This window comes from Pelagimonas varians (genome assembly GCF_003208435.1).
GTDB lineage: Bacteria > Pseudomonadota > Alphaproteobacteria > Rhodobacterales > Rhodobacteraceae > Pelagimonas > Pelagimonas varians.
On sequence record NZ_QKMF01000001.1, the window covers coordinates 387,492 to 403,699 of the forward strand.

At 53.9% G+C, this 16,208-nt stretch carries 16 protein-coding genes; 7 read left to right on the forward strand and 9 right to left on the reverse strand.

Features of this window, described 5'->3' with window-relative positions:
- Positions 1–7: 7 nt before the first annotated feature.
- On the forward strand, positions 8–1,342 hold the full coding sequence (locus tag C8N36_RS01935; protein WP_097802648.1) for a sigma-54-dependent transcriptional regulator: 1,335 nt from the start codon (positions 8–10) through the stop codon (positions 1,340–1,342).
- Positions 1,343–1,455: 113 nt separating this feature from the next.
- Here C8N36_RS01935 and gap read toward each other — a convergent pair whose 3' ends face one another.
- The gene (gene gap, locus C8N36_RS01940) at positions 1,456–2,460 is read right to left on the reverse strand and encodes a type I glyceraldehyde-3-phosphate dehydrogenase (protein WP_097802647.1); all 1,005 of its coding nucleotides are present in this window, start codon (positions 2,458–2,460) and stop codon (positions 1,456–1,458) included.
- Positions 2,461–2,774: 314 nt separating this feature from the next.
- On the opposite strand from gap, the gene C8N36_RS01945 reads away from it, so the two are divergent.
- Positions 2,775–3,740: a DUF808 domain-containing protein gene (locus C8N36_RS01945; protein ID WP_097802646.1), complete on the forward strand. Its 966-nt coding sequence runs from the start codon at positions 2,775–2,777 to the stop codon at positions 3,738–3,740.
- 68 nt (positions 3,741–3,808) lie between these two features.
- Here the strand turns inward: C8N36_RS01945 and C8N36_RS01950 are convergent, their stop codons facing one another.
- The gene (locus tag C8N36_RS01950; protein WP_097802645.1) at positions 3,809–4,441 is read right to left on the reverse strand and encodes an invasion associated locus B family protein; all 633 of its coding nucleotides are present in this window, start codon (positions 4,439–4,441) and stop codon (positions 3,809–3,811) included.
- 420 nt (positions 4,442–4,861) lie between these two features.
- Here C8N36_RS01950 and C8N36_RS01955 point away from each other — a divergent pair, with 420 nt between their 5' ends.
- Positions 4,862–6,403: a helicase HerA-like domain-containing protein gene (locus tag C8N36_RS01955; RefSeq protein ID WP_097802644.1), complete on the forward strand. Its 1,542-nt coding sequence runs from the start codon at positions 4,862–4,864 to the stop codon at positions 6,401–6,403.
- A gap of 238 nt (positions 6,404–6,641) precedes the next feature.
- A complete protein-coding gene (locus C8N36_RS01960) occupies positions 6,642–6,971 on the forward strand; it encodes a GYD domain-containing protein (RefSeq protein WP_097802643.1) in 330 nt (109 codons plus the stop codon).
- A 64-nt stretch (positions 6,972–7,035) separates the two neighbouring features.
- On the opposite strand, the gene C8N36_RS01965 is transcribed toward C8N36_RS01960, so the two are convergent.
- Positions 7,036–8,796, reverse strand: coding sequence for a PQQ-dependent methanol/ethanol family dehydrogenase (locus C8N36_RS01965; RefSeq protein WP_097802642.1), 1,761 nt, complete (start codon positions 8,794–8,796; stop codon positions 7,036–7,038).
- A 198-nt stretch (positions 8,797–8,994) separates the two neighbouring features.
- Between C8N36_RS01965 and C8N36_RS01970 the strand changes: the two genes are divergently transcribed.
- Complete coding sequence (locus C8N36_RS01970; protein WP_141467914.1) at positions 8,995–9,537, forward strand: hypothetical protein; 543 nt, start codon at positions 8,995–8,997, stop codon at positions 9,535–9,537.
- A gap of 77 nt (positions 9,538–9,614) precedes the next feature.
- Here the strand turns inward: C8N36_RS01970 and C8N36_RS01975 are convergent, their stop codons facing one another.
- On the reverse strand, positions 9,615–10,037 hold the full coding sequence (locus tag C8N36_RS01975) for a c-type cytochrome (protein WP_245910698.1): 423 nt from the start codon (positions 10,035–10,037) through the stop codon (positions 9,615–9,617).
- A gap of 173 nt (positions 10,038–10,210) precedes the next feature.
- On the opposite strand from C8N36_RS01975, the gene C8N36_RS01980 reads away from it, so the two are divergent.
- Entirely contained in the window at positions 10,211–11,176 is a 966-nt protein-coding gene (locus C8N36_RS01980) for an ABC transporter substrate-binding protein (RefSeq protein WP_097802640.1), read from the forward strand.
- A 9-nt stretch (positions 11,177–11,185) separates the two neighbouring features.
- A complete protein-coding gene (locus tag C8N36_RS01985) occupies positions 11,186–11,827 on the forward strand; it encodes an ABC transporter ATP-binding protein (protein WP_245910699.1) in 642 nt (213 codons plus the stop codon).
- Positions 11,828–11,859: 32 nt separating this feature from the next.
- On the opposite strand, the gene C8N36_RS01990 is transcribed toward C8N36_RS01985, so the two are convergent.
- The 5 genes from C8N36_RS01990 to C8N36_RS02010 form a co-directional block, all read right to left on the reverse strand.
- The gene (locus tag C8N36_RS01990) at positions 11,860–12,645 is read right to left on the reverse strand and encodes an ABC transporter permease (RefSeq protein WP_097802639.1); all 786 of its coding nucleotides are present in this window, start codon (positions 12,643–12,645) and stop codon (positions 11,860–11,862) included.
- The gene (locus tag C8N36_RS01995) at positions 12,642–13,355 is read right to left on the reverse strand and encodes an ABC transporter ATP-binding protein (protein WP_097802982.1); all 714 of its coding nucleotides are present in this window, start codon (positions 13,353–13,355) and stop codon (positions 12,642–12,644) included. The genes C8N36_RS01990 and C8N36_RS01995 overlap by 4 nt, the downstream gene beginning before the upstream one ends.
- Before the next feature lie 79 nt (positions 13,356–13,434).
- On the reverse strand, positions 13,435–13,884 hold the full coding sequence (locus C8N36_RS02000) for a hypothetical protein (protein WP_097802638.1): 450 nt from the start codon (positions 13,882–13,884) through the stop codon (positions 13,435–13,437).
- Between the two features lie 49 nt (positions 13,885–13,933).
- The gene (locus tag C8N36_RS02005) at positions 13,934–14,896 is read right to left on the reverse strand and encodes a YVTN family beta-propeller repeat protein (RefSeq protein ID WP_097802637.1); all 963 of its coding nucleotides are present in this window, start codon (positions 14,894–14,896) and stop codon (positions 13,934–13,936) included.
- A 36-nt stretch (positions 14,897–14,932) separates the two neighbouring features.
- Positions 14,933–16,099: an ABC transporter substrate-binding protein gene (locus tag C8N36_RS02010; RefSeq protein WP_097802636.1), complete on the reverse strand. Its 1,167-nt coding sequence runs from the start codon at positions 16,097–16,099 to the stop codon at positions 14,933–14,935.
- Positions 16,100–16,208: the final 109 nt, after the last annotated feature.

Genomic DNA, 16,208 nt, shown 5'->3' on the forward strand with positions numbered 1-16,208 from the left:
AGTACAAATGGCCAACGCAATGAAGATCGCCATCGTGGACGATGAACAGGACATGCGGCAATCGATCAGCCAATGGTTGGCGCTGTCAGGATATGACACCGAAACCTTTGGTTCTGCCGAAGAGGCCCTTGGAACCTTGGGGCCGGATTATCCGGGCATTGTGATTTCGGATATCAAGATGCCGGGCATGGATGGCATTCAGCTGTTGAAAAAGCTGATGGGGGCCGACAGCTCCTTGCCTGTCATCATGATCACGGGTCACGGGGATGTCCCGATTGCAGTCGAAGCGATGCGCATAGGCGCTTTCGACTTTCTCGAAAAACCGTTTAATCCGGATCGCATGTCCGAACTGGCAAAAAAGGCAACCAATGCCCGCCGCTTGACCTTGGACACACGGGCCCTGCGCCGCGAGCTGTCCGACGGTGGTCAGATCATGAGTAAACTGATCGGCGCTAGCCCGATTATGGACCGACTGCGCGAAGACATCTTGGATCTCGGTCAAGCCGATGGCCATGTCCTGATCGAGGGTGAAACCGGCACCGGTAAGACGCTGGTCGCACATGCGCTGCATTCGGTTGGCGCGCGCGCAGGTAAAAAGTTTGTCCTGATCTCTTGCGGTGCCCATGACGAAGACGCTCTGATGCAACGGTTGTTCGGCCCGATGCAACCCGAAGACAGTCGTTTGCCGGCAATCGAAGAAGCGCGTGGCGGGACCTTGGTTCTAGAGGACATTGAGTCACTGTCAGACGCCGCTCAAGCGCGCTTGTTGTCGGTGATCAACGATCAAGGCAACCCTCCCGAGACACGAATTGTGGCCATCTGTAACCTGCAAGACGAAGGCCGTACCTGTGAAAGCGTGCTGCGGTCGGATCTGTATTACCGGTTGGCGGCGTTGAAAATTGTGGTGCCGCCCCTGCGGTCGCGCGGCGAGGATATCCTGACCCTGTTTACCCGCCTGTCCGAGCAGTTTTCCGAGGAATATGGCTGTGAGGCCCCCAAGGTATCGGCACAAGAGGCCGCGCAATTGCTGCAAGCGCCATGGCCCGGAAACGTGCGTCAGTTGATCAATCTGGCAGAGCGCGCGGTGCTACAGGCACGGCGCGGGCAGGGAACGATTGCGTCTTTGTTGATGAGCGATCACGATCAAATGCAACCCGTCATGACCACCGAAGGCAAGCCGCTGAAAGAATACGTTGAAGCCTTTGAACGGATGCTGATCGACAACACGATGCGGCGACATAAGGGTTCTATTGCATCGGTGATGGATGAGTTATGTTTGCCGCGCCGGACACTGAACGAGAAAATGGCAAAATACAGTTTGCAACGGGCTGACTATTTGTAGGGAGAGCTTGCCTCGGCGCTTGGTGATCGAATTTTCGACGAAAATTCGCTGCCGGACAAAACAAAAAGGCCTGGTCTCTGACCAGGCCTTTTTGTTTTTGTAACCAAGGGTGTTTAGTGAAGCAAACGGCCCATCGCAGCAGCGACATCCGCCATACGTGCCGAAAATCCCCATTCATTGTCGTACCAAGCCATGACCCGTACCATGCGGCCACCAACAACTTTGGTCTGGTCAGGGGCGAAAATGCAGCTGGCGGTGGTGTGGTTGAAGTCGATCGACACTTTTTGCTCCGGGTCATAGTCCAAAACCATACCCATGTGCCCATTGGCGGCTTCTGCCATGACTTCATTCACGTCGGCAACGCTCACGTCTTTTTTGGCATAAAAGGTCAAGTCAACCGCAGAAACATTCGGTGTCGGAACCCGCACGGCAGACCCGTCCAGCTTGCCTTTTAGGCCGGGCAGTACTTCGCCCAATGCTTTGGCGGCACCGGTTGACGTGGGGATCATCGCCATGGCAGCTGCGCGGGCACGGTACAGATCATCGTGGCGGCGATCCAGTGTCGGCTGGTCGCCTGTGTAGGAATGGATCGTGGTCATGATGCCACTTTCGATGCCAATGGCTTCGTCTAGGACTTTGGCCAGCGGGGCCAAACAGTTTGTCGTACATGACCCGTTTGAGATCATCACGTCGCCTTTGACCATGTCGCGGTGATTGACACCGTACACAATGGTGCGTTGCACATTTTTGGCAGGGGCCGAGATCAGAACCGATTTCGCGCCTTGCTCCATGTGTTTGCTGGCTTTGGAGCCATCATTGAACTTGCCGGTGCATTCCAGCACAACGTCACATCCTGACCAATCCAATTCGTCAGCATTATAGGTCGACATGACATCGATAGGTCCGCGTCCCAGGTCCATGCTGTTGCCATCGACGCGAATATTCCCGGGAAACCGGCCATGGACACTGTCGTACCGCAACAAATGCGCAGCGGTTTGGATCGGTCCTGTGGCGTTGATTTTGACAACTTGAACATCGTTGCGGGCGGATTCCGCGATGTGGGACAAAGTGCAACGGCCAATGCGGCCAAATCCGTTGATGCCGATGGTGACGGTCATGTGTGCGTTCTCCTGGCTCTGGTGTTGCCGATGCGTATACGGGGGCATGCTGCAGCTGCAAAGCAAAAAGTGTTTTTATCCAGCATGTTAGCGATAAACTTGCGGATGTTTGCCTTGGTTGCGCTAACGCGTCTCGGGGGTTTGCGTTAACGGTTTTACATTCTTCGGGGAGCAGACAGAATCGTTTCCCTGTTAACACCCAAGAACCAAACCGCTAGTGTCTGGCAAAACCTGAATTGCAGGGGCATTTTTAAAACCCGCGTCGTGTCTGTGGGCACAACGGTGATGGTTTGCCAAAAGAAGGACGAATATAGATGAGCGGATTACTTGCGCTTTTGGACGATGTGGCAGCGATTGCCAAAGTTGCAGCCGCTTCGGTTGATGATATTTCCGCAGCCGCCACCAAGGCTGGCGCGAAAGCCGCGGGTGTGGTGATCGACGACGCTGCGGTGACCCCGAAATATGTGCAAGGGTTCGAAGCCAAGCGGGAACTGCCGATCATTTGGCGGATTGCGCGCGGCTCAATTATCAACAAGTTGGTGTTCTTGTTGCCTGCGGCGATGCTGATGGCCTATTTTGCGCCGTGGTTGGTGGCCCCTTTGTTGATCCTCGGTGGCTGTTACCTGTGTTTCGAAGGTGCCGAAAAAATCGTGCACGTGCTCATGCCACATGACGATCAATCAGGTGGACCGGATGGAACGCATAGCGTTGGCGATCCGGCCCATTTGGAAGAAGAGAAGATCAAGGGCGCGATCAAAACCGATTTTGTGCTCTCGGCTGAAATAATGACTATCGCACTGTCGACCATTGAATCGCCCAGTCTGTGGATTCAGGGTGTCACCTTGGTCATCGTGTCGATTTTCATCACCGCCGTGGTCTACGGGGCCGTGGCAGTCATCGTCAAAATGGACGATGTCGGGATCTGGATGGTGCGTGTCGGCAAACTCTCTGTGACACGCATTATTGGCCGCAGCATTGTGAAATTTATGCCCGTGCTGCTCAAGATACTGGCGTTCGTCGGCACCGCAGCCATGCTCTGGGTTGGCGGATCGATCATTGTGCATTCGGTGGCCCAAATGGGCTGGCATGTTCCCGAAGATAAGATCCATCATATTGCAGTGGCTTATGGGCAGCAAAATCCGGGTGCGGAATGGCTGATCACGGCGGGTTTGGATTTTATCCTGGGGTTCTTGATCGGCTTGGTGTTGATCCCCTTGGTCATCAAGGTCTTGATGCCTCTTTGGGGCGCTGTTTTTGGCAGCAAGGAAACAGCAGCGTAACGAACCGTTTCGAAGACACAAAAAAGGCGCGCCCGTAAGGACGCGTCTTTTTCATTTTAAATTCCGACTTATTGGGTGATCGTCGACGCCGCTTTATAGGCAGAGGTGAAGCCTGACAGGGACATCTCAACAATCACTTTTTGATCCGCTGCGACCGCAGGAACCAAAGAGATCGTGGCCTTGGCACCGGCTTTGAAGCGTTGAATATCTTCTTCGGTAAAGCCGACGCGGGCGTAACATCCTACAGCACTACAAAAGGAGTAGTCGTAGCGCCGTGCTGCGCCGCCATCGACGGTCACGGTCAGCTTTTGGGTCAAAAGCGTTTCCAGCGGTACGATGAACGTGCCACCTGCCACAGCGCGGCCACCTTCCTTGATCTTGAAGATATTAACCTCGGCGACATTGGACCCGTTGGCGTCCTTCAGAAGTTGGTACATCTGGCAAACGTCATCGCCTTCCGGAACCTCAAGGCACTGAAGAACCCAGTCGCCAAAGCCGTCTTGAACATAGGTGCGCGGGCCGGTCTGGGCGGGTGCCGCGTTTGGATCTTCGCCCATGTCCAGTTCGGGTACAGCTGCTTTGACTTCTGCGCCCTCAACGACATCAGCCGCTTCGTCGGCAACAGGTTCTTCTGACTGCGCAAATACGGGAGCAGCGGTCAGCGCTGCGATCAAAGACATTGTTAGTAGCGTTTTGGTCATGGAAATCCCCTGAAATCCGATCGTTGATTAAAGACGGATTAACACGAGACGAGAGCAGTGTCAGTGCAGAAAAACCTGACCTTGCGTTGAGATGCGCGAATTATTGCGCGTATTGGGTGCTGAAATTGCTTGATAAAAAAGGAAAGGGGCCAGACGGCCCCTTTCAATATCGCTCCCTGTCGGACTGGCCGACTTTATCATTGAGGGGACGCTACGAAAGTCTTGGCCATCGGTCAACAGGATTTTCTCAGTGAATATCGGAAGATAGAAAAAAAGCCGCGCCTAAGCGGGCGCGGCCAGTCTGACAGGGAGGAAGTTGGTTCAAAACAGGAGAGGACATGTTGCCTTGAACCGCAGATGAGACTGGCAGCCATATGTTAAGGATGTATGTTTGGCACCGGACGGTAGCGGAGAACTTTAATGACAAATGGAACTTTCCTGGGCGGAGGCGGCACGGATTATGCCGAAAAACAGTGGCTCAGTCATAAATACGCCAACCGTCATGGGTTGATCGCTGGTGCCACCGGCACAGGGAAAACTGTAACACTGCAAATCCTGGCTGAAGGGTTTTCCAATGCTGGCGTGCCTGTTTTTATGGCCGATGTGAAGGGCGACCTGTCTGGCCTTGCTGTTGCGGGATCGCCAGAACACAAGCTGCACCAACCGTTTATGGAGCGGGCTGCAACCATTGGTTTTGACGATTTCACCTATCAATCCTTTCCGGTGACCTTTTGGGATCTGTTTGGCAAGCAGGGGCATCCGGTCCGCACCACAGTTGCCGAAATGGGGCCATTGCTGCTGTCACGTCTGTTGGAACTGACCGAGGCCCAAGAAGGCATTTTGAACATTGCCTTCCGTCTGTCCGACGAGGAAGGTTTGCCACTGTTGGATTTGGCTGACATCCGCGCGCTGTTGGTTTGGGTGGGCGAGAATCGCAAGAAGCTGTCCTTACGTTACGGAAACATCTCGATTGCCTCGATCGGGGCGATTCAGCGCCGTTTGTTGGTGCTTGAGAATCAAGGCGGCGGGAACTTTTTCGGTGAACCGGCTTTGGCGCTTGCGGATTTGATGCGCCTTGACGGGCAGGGACGCGGACAGGTCAATGTGCTGGCCGCCAATGAATTGATGGCCTCGCCTGGCCTCTATTCGACGTTTTTGCTCTGGCTTCTGTCTGAGTTGTTCGAGGAGCTGCCCGAAGTCGGAGATCCCGACAAACCGAAACTGGTATTCTTTTTCGATGAGGCGCATTTGCTGTTTGATGGCGCACCCAAAGCACTGGTCGATAAGGTGGAGCAAGTGGCGCGTTTGATCCGGTCCAAGGGGGTTGGGGTCTATTTCATCACGCAAAACCCGGACGACATTCCCGAAGACATCCTTGGGCAGTTGGGCAACCGCGTGCAACATGCGCTGCGGGCCTTTACCGCGCGGGACAAAAAGGCGCTGCGAATGGCGGCAGAAACCTATCGCCCAAATCCCGATTTCGACACCGAAACTGCCATCCGCGAAGTTGGCGTTGGCGAAGCCGTCACATCGATGCTGCAAAAGAAAGGTGTGCCGGGGGTCGTGCAGCGCACTTTGATCCGTCCGCCGTCATCGCAACTCGGGCCGATCACGGATGCGCAGCGCAGCGCTGTGTTGGCTGGATCAGATCTGGCCGGCAAATACGATGAGACGCTGGATCGAAAATCCGCCTTCGAGATTCTCAAGGCGCAATCGGATGCCGCCGCTGCCGCCGCACAAAAAGCCGAGGCAGAAGAGGAAGAACTGGAAACCGCGCAGCGTGAATATCGCGCGGGACGACGGTATTCCGGGACGCGGGTGCCTCGGTCAACGTCGCGGCGGACCCGAAAAACCGAGAGTTTTGGCGACGCTATGACCAAAATGGTGGTCAAAGAGCTGACAGGAACCACCGGGCGGCGTCTTGTGCGCGGAATCTTGGGCGGGTTATTCAAAGGCCGTTAAGACTTTTTTCACATAAATTTCGAAAATCGGGTAGGCTGGGGCAGTCCAGTCTACCTGTCTGTATGATTTTACAGCAAATGGGGCGACTTTCAGCGTACCTGTTGTTCGTTTATTTCTGCCGAGGGCTATTTGCTGATCCGGTTATGAAGCGGACCATCGCGACCTGCATTTTGCAGGCCCAAATAGCGTGTCAAAACGCACTTTGTTCAAAATAGTCATATACGAAAAGGGGCAAACTATGCCGTTCTATCTCTTTCAAGGAAAATATTCGATTGAATCCATGCAAGCCATGGTGGCCACGCCGCAAGACCGCGAAGCCGCAGCCAAGCCGTTGATTGAAGCACTGGGTGGCACTCTGCACCACATGTTCTTTTGCATGGGGGATTATGACTTGATGGCACTGATTGAAGCGCCCGATGACGAAAGCATGGCTGCCGGTGCGCTGGCGGTTGGGTCGTCAGGCGCAATGACCGGGGGAAAAACAACAAAATTGATGACAAGCGCCGACGCTATGAAAGCAATGGCCAAAGCTGGCGCGGTTACCGGAGCATACAAACCCGCGACTTGACGATTGCCAAAAAAAAATGCGCCCGGAGTTTCCTCCGGACGCATTCTTTAAAGCTAAGCGAGACTTAGTTCGCTGCCATCTCTTTTGGCAGACGGAAAGTCCACAGCAGGCCACCTTGGTTCAGGTAGTTGACCTTTTTGGCAACTTCACCACCCCAAAGTGGAACCGCGCCACCCCAACCGGACATGATTGAAACATACTGTTCGCCGTCCTGTTCCCAAGTGACAGGCTGGCCAACGATGCCGGAGCCGGTCTGGAAGGACCACAGTTTCTCACCGGTTTCATCGTCCAATGCGATGAATTCACCTTCGGGCGTACCAAAGAAGACCAGACCGCCAGCGGTGGTCATCACGCCGCCCCACAAGGGTGCATCGTTTTGGTATTCCCAAACCCAATCGCCAGTCGCCGGATCAATCGCTTTGAGCGATCCGATGTGGTCTTCGTAGTTTGGTTTGATGGTGAAACCAGCGCCCATATAGGCGGCACCTTTTTTGTAGGTGGTCGGCTCGTTCCAGATATCCATGCCCCATTCGTTCGAAGGTACATAGAAGTTGCCGGTTTTCTGGCTAAAGGCCATCGGCATCCAGTTTTTACCACCCAAGAAGGAAGGTGAGGCAAAGATCACGTCACCCTTTTTACCGTCAGCGGCACTTGCAGGATCACCGGGACGGTTGTCTTCGTTGTAGATCGGACGACCTGTGTCATCGATGCCGGACGCCCAAGAGATGTCTTTGACAAAGGGGGCTGCGCTGACAAAACCGCCGTCAGCCGCGTCCAGAACATAGAAAAAACCGTTCCGGTCGGCTGTCGCCAAACGCTGGTTGCCGTCTCGGTCGTCATAGGAGACAACTTCGTTTACGCCATCATAATCCCAGCCTTCGCGCGGGGTTGTCTGATAATGCCATTTGATTTCACCGGTGGCGGGGTCGATGCCGATGCGGCTGGCGGCATACAGATTGTCGCCCTTGCCCGAATTGTCCTGACCGGCGTCACGTAGCCAGCTGTTCCAAGGGGCGGGGTTACCAGCGCCAAAGATCAGTGTGTCTGTACGTGAATCATATGAACCGCCAAGCCATGTCGCGCCGCCGCCAGTTTTCCACTGGTCACCAGGCCAGGTTGCGTTCAGCGTGCCGGTCATTGTCGATGGTTCACCGTTCAAGGTGCCCATGTGACCTTCGATGACCGGGCGTTCCCAAACCAGATCGCCAGTGTCGATGTTGCGCGCTTGAACAGAGCCAACAACGCCAAATTCACCGCCGGAATTGCCGGTGATGACCAAGCCGTTCACGATTAGCGGGGCGGCTGTATAGGAATAGCCTTCTTTGTAGTTGGCAATCTTGTCCCGCCAAACAACATCACCGGTTTTGGAATCCAGCGCCACGATGCGGGCGTCCAACGTGCCAAAGATGATTTTGTCACCGTAGATCGCCGCGCCGCGGTTGATCACGTCACAGCAAGGCAAAATGCCCTCTGGCAGGCGGGCATCATACTGCCACAGCTCTTTGCCGGTTTTGACGTCGATCGCGTACATCCGCGAATATGAACCGGTGATATACATCACACCATCATAGATCAGCGGCTGGGTTTCCTGACCGCGCTGTTTTTCCCCGCCCAGCGAGAAAGCCCAAGCCGGTACGAGGCTTTTGACGTTTTCCTTGTTCAGTGTTTCCAGCGGGCTGTAGCGCTGCAAGTGGCGACCCATACCGTTGGTGACAACCTGATTTGTCATGGTTTGGTCATTTGCCAGCATTTCTTCGGTCACATTTGCCGAGGCGCCGGTGGCACCCAATAGGCTAATTGCAACTGCTGCGACGAATTTGTTCATGTCAGTCCTCCCGTGAACACTCTGTCGTGATGAGACCGCCGCGATCGATTGCGGTACGGTCCTCTCCCTGAGCCGACAATATAAAGAGAAGATGATTCCCCGGAACGCGCCATAGGTCGTACGACCCTTGCAGACTTGACAGGGCTGGTGCGATTCGCTCCGCCTAAAAGGGATTCGCCGCACGAAGGGAGGAACGTCATGCGTAAACTGATTCTATGGGGGGCTATGGCCCTCGGGGCAGGGCCGGTTTGCGCCCTCGAAGACGGGGTGAACGGGGTCTGGTTGCAAGCCCAAGATGGCGCGCGAATCAAGATTGCGGCCATCAACGTGACGGGCGATGCCTATGATGTGCAGATGCAAGATGACGCCTTTGGTGAATACTTTTTGTCGATGCGGCCGTTTAAATGCGTCGAAGGGCCGGAAATGCTTTGGTGCCATGTCCCGTATCCCTATGAAATAAAACGGGATGTATCAACCGAAGCCACCGATTTGGAATATGACTTTCTGTTCTTGTGGAAACCGGCCGGAAGCTATGGAATCGATATGTGGAACGGCGTCTATTATGAGCTGGAATCCGATGGCAATGGTCTGGTCGGAACCTTACATGAAATGGATATGAATGTGCTGTCCGTTCCACCCGAGGATGGCAATTTGAGACCTTTATTGCCCAAACATCTGGAACCCGGCGATCCCGACAGTCACTGGTTGCCGAAACTGGTGATCGGGCCGCAAAGCGATTGAATCGCAAACAAAAGGCTGCGCGAGATAATTCCCAACGCAGCCTGTTGTCTTTCGCAATACCGCCTATTGGTGCGGAATTACTCGGAAATCTGTTTGTTGTCTTGCGGGCTGATGGACCCTAGGTACGCGAGGATAAAGTCCTGAACCGTTGGGTCTTCGATGCCGACATGGCGCATTTTTGTTCCGGGCATAAAGCCATCATTGTCTTCCATCCACGCGCGAATAGCGCCGGGGGTCCAAACAATGCCAGAGGCTTCCATGGCGATGGAATAGTCGTAGCCTTCATAGATGCCAGCCGCACGGTACAGAATGTTCTCCAATGGCGGACCGTAGGAACTATCCGTCGAATCCACAGCATGGCAGCGGCGGCAGGACCGGTCATATAGGGTTTGACCCGCTTCAATTTTGATCTTTTCAAAAATCTCCGAAGCGGACACAGGGGCCGCTGAAAAACCAATGAGGGGCAGGGTGGCGATCGCCATCGACATGAGATGTTTCATGCATAGTCTCCTTTATTGACAGGCTTGGCTTAAGCATAATTGGGGGCCGGGTGGGCTTTCTTGATGCATATCAATGGCGGACCACTGCGTGGCCTGTCCAATGGTCGTATACCGATCTAAGGGGTGCCTGATACGATCTGCTCAACAAGCCTAGGGAGGTTGGCATGTCATTTATGAAGGTTTTACGCAGCAGTGCTGTTGCGTTGGTCGCACTCACAGGGGCCGCATGGGCCGAAACACCAGTGCTGCGCGCTGCGGTTCTGCAATATGGGACCGTCAATTGGGAACTGGACGTTATCAAGCACAATGAGTTTGATACACGAAATGGTTTTTCACTTGAAGTTCAGGGTGTTGCAGGCGGTTCCGCTGCCAAAGTCGCTTTTCAGGGCGGAGAGGCAGATGTCATCGTTTCTGACTGGCTCTGGGTGGCGCGGCAACGCGCAGCTGGCAAGGATTTTGTCTTTATTCCATATAGCCGCGCGGTTGGCGCATTGATGGTTCCGGCGGATAGTGATGCACAAAGCCTGGCCGATCTGAAGGGGGCGAAAATCGGTATTGCCGGGGGACCTTTGGATAAGTCATGGTTGATTTTACAGGCTTATGCCGAGCAAGAATACGGCTTTGATCTACAAGCGGAAACCGAACAGGTCTTTGGTGCCCCGCCTTTGATCTTTAAAACTGCCATCAAAGGTGACCTGGATGGTGCCATCAACTTTTGGCATTTCTTGGCGAAAATGGAAGCGGGCGGAATGAAGCCATTGGTCAGCGTTGATCAAGCAGCCGAAGCATTGGGTCTGGATACGCAAACACCACTTTTGGGTTATGTTTTAAGGGGTGAAATGCTGCGCGATAACCCCGAATTGGTACAGGCTATGGCCACAGCATCGCGCAATGCCAAAGACCTATTGGCAAGTGATGAGGCCGAATGGGATCGCCTGCGTCCCCGCATGAATGCATCTACAGATGCACAGTTTGATGCACTAAAAGCCGGATTTCGTGCGGGGATTCCCGCCGCTGGCCCGGTTGACGAAAAAGCAGCTGCCAAAATGCTGGATCTGATGGCGCGTTTGGGCGGCGAAGATCTGGTCGGCAAGGCACAAGAACTGCCCGAAGGCGTTTTTGTGCAGCCCGGTTCGTGATTGGCAGCGGTGTCATTGAAACTGGTGCATAGTGATACGGCAAACAGTGGGCGGCCTTTGGTCGCCCGCGTCCAACTGTCAGGTTTGACCATGTCGGGGCGGGCCATATTGGGTGCCTTGGACCTATCGCTATTCAAAGGTGAAACCGTTGCTCTGACTGGTCCATCCGGCGTCGGAAAAACAACACTTTTGCGGACAATCGCCGGATTGGAAAACAGTCACAGCGGCACGATCACAACGCCGCCCAATACGGCAATGGTTTTTCAAGAACCGACACTGCTGAAATGGCGATCCCTTGCCGACAATTTGATGATCCCATTGAAGATTTCCCAAGAAAAGGCCGAACATACCTTGGCGAGCGTTGGCCTGGCCGGTCGCGGTGCGGATTTTCCGACACAATTGAGTCTTGGTCAGCAGCGACGGCTGTCTTTGGCCCGCGCTTTTGCAGCAGACCCTGATTTGATGCTGCTGGATGAACCGTTTGTGTCACTCGACGATGCTTTGGCGGATGAAATGATGGGGCTTTTTGAATCCCTGCAAGCCGGATCAGACATTGCGACATTAATCGTAACCCACTCGGAGCGCGAAGCAAAACGGCTTGCATCACGCGTGTTGGTTCTTTCTGGCAGTCCGGCTGTCCTTAGACCTTAACAAAGATTGAGCCGGGTAGTCCTTTGAAAAGACTATTTTCTTTTCATTCCACGGGACGGGTCATAACCCCAAATTGCGATGGAAAGAAACACGATTGCCGTTAGGAAAACCGAAACCGCGGCCATAAGATTGATCTCTGCGTATAGCGCAAAGCGGATCAGCTCGACGGCGTGTGTAAAGGGATTAAGGGCACAGATATCGTGCAGCAGTTCAGAAGATTCCGCCATTTTCCAAAGTGGGTAAAGCGCTGAACTCAAGAAAAACATCGGGAAGATGACAAAGTTCATCACACCGGCAAAGTTCTCTAGCTGCTTGATAAAGCTCGACAATGCCAATCCCAAAGCCCCAAGCATGATACCCGCCAAAAGCAGAGCTGGCAACGCAGCCAAATATCCGACGGTCGGCATCGAAATACCAAACGCTCCGGCGATGCTTAAAAACGCATAGCATTGAAGGAGGCCAATGAAGGTCGCGCCGCAAAGCTTTGAAAACAATAGAAACCATCTGGGTAGAGGGGCGGTCAGTAGAAGCCGCATTGATCCCATTTCCCGATCATAAACCAATGACAGAGAACTTTGCATCCCGTTGAACAACAAGATCATCCCGCACAGGCCCGGAACAATATAAGTTTCATAGGTGATATAGGTCTCGTAGGGCGGCGTAATCGACAGTCCCAATGCGGCGCGAAATCCTGCGGCAAACACCAAAAGCCAAACCAGTGGCCGAACCAGCGCTGCCAAAAACCGTTCTCGCTGCTGCAAAAACCGAAGCATTTCGCGCAGGGCAATGGCTTTGAACGCAGTGTAATAATGGTTCACGCTTCTGCTCCGGTTTTGGAAAGGAACCAGTCTTGCAAAGATTGGCCATTTTGCAAATCTTTTGCGGTTCCGGCTTCTTTAAGAACACCCTGATGCAAAAGAATTAGAGCATCATCGGGATGGACTTCATCCGTCAGATGGGTCGACCATAAAACCGTTAAACCATCAGCGGTCAATTGGTGAACATGGTCGGTGATCGCGGTTCGGCTGCTGGCATCCAGCCCGACCGTCGGCTCATCCAACAGCAAAACCGAAGGCTCATGCAGCAAGGCCCGGGCCAATTCCGTCCGGCGGCGATGACCGCCATTCATTTTCCGTAGCTTTTCTTTAGCACGTTCGCGCATTCCCAACCGGTCGAGCGAAGCCTCAATGCGCATTTCGGCCGATTTTCCAGACAGCCCATGCAAAGCTGCGAAATACCGCAGGTTTTGTTGAACACTCAGATCAAGATCCAAGGTCGGTTGTTGAAAAACGATCCCCATTTTCGCAAGCGCTGCAAGGGGATGTTGCCGTAGATCGATCCCCGCGACTTCGATCACTCCGTTGTTGACGGTCAACAACCGTGTCAGCAAGCCAAAGAGTGTCGATTTTCCGGCACCATTGGGGCCAAGCAATGCGGTAAACCTGCCTTTTTCTGCGTCAAAACTAACGTCCTTCAAGGCCTGCTTGGCTTGATAGTTGAATGACAGGTTTGAAACGCGAAGGGTCATAAGAATTCCAGCTGAAGACAGCGCATCGTTGCCGGTGGCGACAAAGCTGCCCACTACAGATTAATTGTTAGAACAAGGCCTATTTGATCGTAATTTCAAGCCGTTGTGTTTCACCGGTGGAGCCGGGGATTTTCAGGTAGTATGCACCAGGTTTGATGGCTAAAAATCCGATTTCCATTTCTCCGGCCTCATCGAATTCTACGGAATCAAGGCCAAGAGGGCGAATTTCCAATCCTTCGACAACGATCTCGTCAATCCAGATGGCACGGAAAAACTCTGGTCCAACCAGCGCCAATTCCTGACTTCCGTCGCCCTGAATTTCGAACTCGTAATATGTGCCGGACTTCAAGACCCATGGTGCCGAAGTCAGCGGCATACCTGCGCTCAGCTGAATGGGTTCCAGATCCTCTTTGTTTTTACCCGAAAGCACACCGGCGAGTCCGAAACGGCCATCGTCATCATCATTGTCCGCCACGGCAGAGAGGGGCAGGGCGATGGCCAGCAGGCTGGTCAACAGAAGTTTACGCATGAAAAGGGTCCTCTAAAGTACAGTTGGTTCGATTATAGTGCGTTCGGGGTCAGTTTGTGGGCCGAAAGGCTGCGCCCCAGGGAAAGCGCCCGACTTTGACTGTTTTCTCGGCTTTGCGAGACGCGACATCAACCATAGTGACATCGCCAGAGACCCCGTTGGTGGTATAGAGCTTGCTACGATCCGCGTTGAAAGCCATGTGCCAGACACGGCGCCCAACCAGAATATAGTCTTCGACTTCATAGGTTTCGGCATTGATGACGGCCAGATGATTGGCAGGGCCAAGCGCGACAAAGGCATGTGTGTCGCCAGCCGTGAGTTCGAACCCGACAGGCTGAACCCGATCGGGATGCACACCTTTGACTTTGAATTCGATTTTAGCTTTTTCCGCTTGGGTTGCGACATCAAACACACTGATGGTGCCGCCGATTTCAGAGCTGACCCAAAGCTCCGTGCCGTCTTTGACAAACTCGGCATGGCGGGGACGGGAATCGACCAAGGTATTGGCGAAAAGTTCTTGCGTTTCGGTGTCGATCCAATGCGCCATATTGGTGGTTTCGGATGTTGTGATTGCGATCTTGCCGTCCGGTGAAACGGCCATGCCTTCGGGTTCGATGCCAACGTCGATCTGGGCAACCACGGTGCGTGTCTTTGTGTCGACAACCGTGGTGATCGCATCGTCTTCGTTGGCGATGTAAAGATGGCGATCGTCGGGATGCAGAACAAATTGTTCGGGGTCTTCGCCAGACGGCAGATCATACAGGATTTCGCCGGTTTCGGGGTCCATCACCTGCACCGCATCACTGTCGGATGCGCAGATATAAACGACGGAATAATCCTTGGAAAATGTGATGCCGCGCGGGCGTTCACCGGTTTGAATGGTGCGCGTGACCTCAAAGCTGTCGAGATCAATAACGCTGATTGTGTCGTCTTTTTCATTGGTTACCCAGATTTCATCTGCAACCGCAGATGTTGAAAGAAAAAGGCTGGCCAAAAGTGAGAGACGGATCATGCTGTGTTCCTTGCAGGCCGGGTCAGTCCGGCAACATTATTCGTTGAAAGCGGTGCAGGCAGATTCTGGGAGATCGAGGCCAAGTGTGTCCAACTCCGATCTTTGATGCAAAAATCCCTCAAGCGGTGCCGATGCAACAAGCGCACCGCGATGGCTAAGGGCGATGGGTTGCCGCAATTGACCGTTCCACCCGCGATAGGTGAGCGGGCGGCCTTTGAACCCGGCCAATTCGAATTCATCTGACAAAAGAAACCCGCGCAGGCTGGCCGCATCATTTGCGCCGGTACGTGTCACGGCCTCACCGATAGAGCGCATGGCGGCCCAAGCGGCATAATCGACATCTTGCATAGGACGGCCAGCCTGTTCGACAAATCGCGACTGCAATTGTGCAGCCCCCCATTGTTCAACGACCCGGTCCCAAGCCCGCGGCGTCAACCCTTCGGATCCGGCAACGGGGCGGGGGTGCCATGTGTTATAAGGTATATAGCGTGCAAAATCATTGGCCTCATCCGCCACCAGCAAGACATCATAGTCGCCGAATTCTTGCGTGAAAAGGGGCACTTCTTGCGCGGCGTTGCGGCGCATATCAGAGTCAAAAGCCCAGGTTTTGCTTGCAGAGATTTTCAAACCGAATTTTTTAGCGGACCCTTCAAGGGCTTCTGCAAAAGCGACATCTTGAGGGGTCGTACCTGCAATCATCGCGATGTCAGACCAGCGGCGTTTGACAAAGAACTGCATCAAAGCATCGGACCGCATGGCCCGGCTGGGAAGACTGTGGAGCACATTTGACCGGCAATCAGAGCTGCGCAACGCGATATCAGGTGCAGCAGCATTGAACATCAGGGCGTCTTTAGCTTGGAGCGCATCTGCCGCATCCAGAACAAATTGCGCAGGTGCGTCCAGTATCAGCAGATCGGTTTGCCCCAAGGCACCCAATACGGCTTGTTCAAAGTCTTCATCGACGCCCACGACGGTGGTGGTCAAACTGTACATATGCCCTAAAAACCGGCCGGTGGTGATATTGTCTTCCAAAGCCAGCTTAGCCCCCATTGCCCCTAAATCATCGGGGATCGGGTCAAGGTTGGACAAGGTCGGCAGCGCCGCGACCTCTTGCTTGATATAGTGGACAGCCACGTCCAGCGCCGAGACGGGCGACGCAAATGATATGATCGCAGCGCAGGCTGCGGCCAGATAAGTGTTCATAGTGTCCTCCCGTTACTGGAAACCTATTCGAACGCGCGGGGCGCTCAATACGACCTATGTCGGAAATGGCGCGTTTGTCATGGGGCTGCAATGCACGAAAGTCCAATGG